This is a genomic window from Pseudomonas sp. P5_B2, assembly GCF_056400445.1.
Genome location: NZ_JBFULH010001495.1, coordinates 1 through 545, shown reverse-complemented (window position 1 = coordinate 545; position 545 = coordinate 1). Strand labels below are relative to the sequence as shown.

The window sequence follows — 545 nt, the reverse complement described above, 5'->3', positions numbered from 1 at the left end:
CTGTTAAATCACCGGCTGTCACCTTGCTCGCAATATCCGCTGCATAGGACGGTTCACCACCAATCTGCCGCACAATCACGCGGGTAATCAGCCAACCGATCAGGATGACCAGCGCAATACCGCCTATCACTAGGCCCACCATTGTCTGGCCGATCCGCCCCACGATTACATCGGCTTCGGCGATCCCGTGACTGGCGGTATCCTCGTTGATCTTGATCATCGTCTCCAAGGTTGTCTGCAATACCGTGTAGTACGGCATAACCTCAACCTGCAGCACCGCAAGCCCCTCCAGATTCCTGTTCGCCACCCCCAATGCCAGCGCTTTCTGCGCCGCCTGGATATAGAGCGGCCATTGCTGGTCGAACACGCTCAAGTTTTGTTTCTCGCCATCAACCAGTAACGTCTGGCGATACGCATTCATGAGGTCGACGATGTGGCGCTCCGCCGCCTGGTTTTTCGGTGTCAGGGAAGCCATCACTTTCAGGTCGGTTTCCGTGCAAGCCCTGTAAATCCGGGCCATATTCTCCTTCAGTTCACTATTGGCA

Annotated in this window: 1 protein-coding gene; it reads right to left on the bottom strand. The window is 55.6% G+C overall.

What is annotated here, in order from left to right; genetic code table 11:
• On the bottom strand, positions 1–520 hold a 520-nt coding region (locus AC1DRJ_RS32025), incomplete at its 3' end, for an MCP four helix bundle domain-containing protein (protein WP_477805617.1).
• Positions 521–545 lie beyond the last annotated feature (25 nt).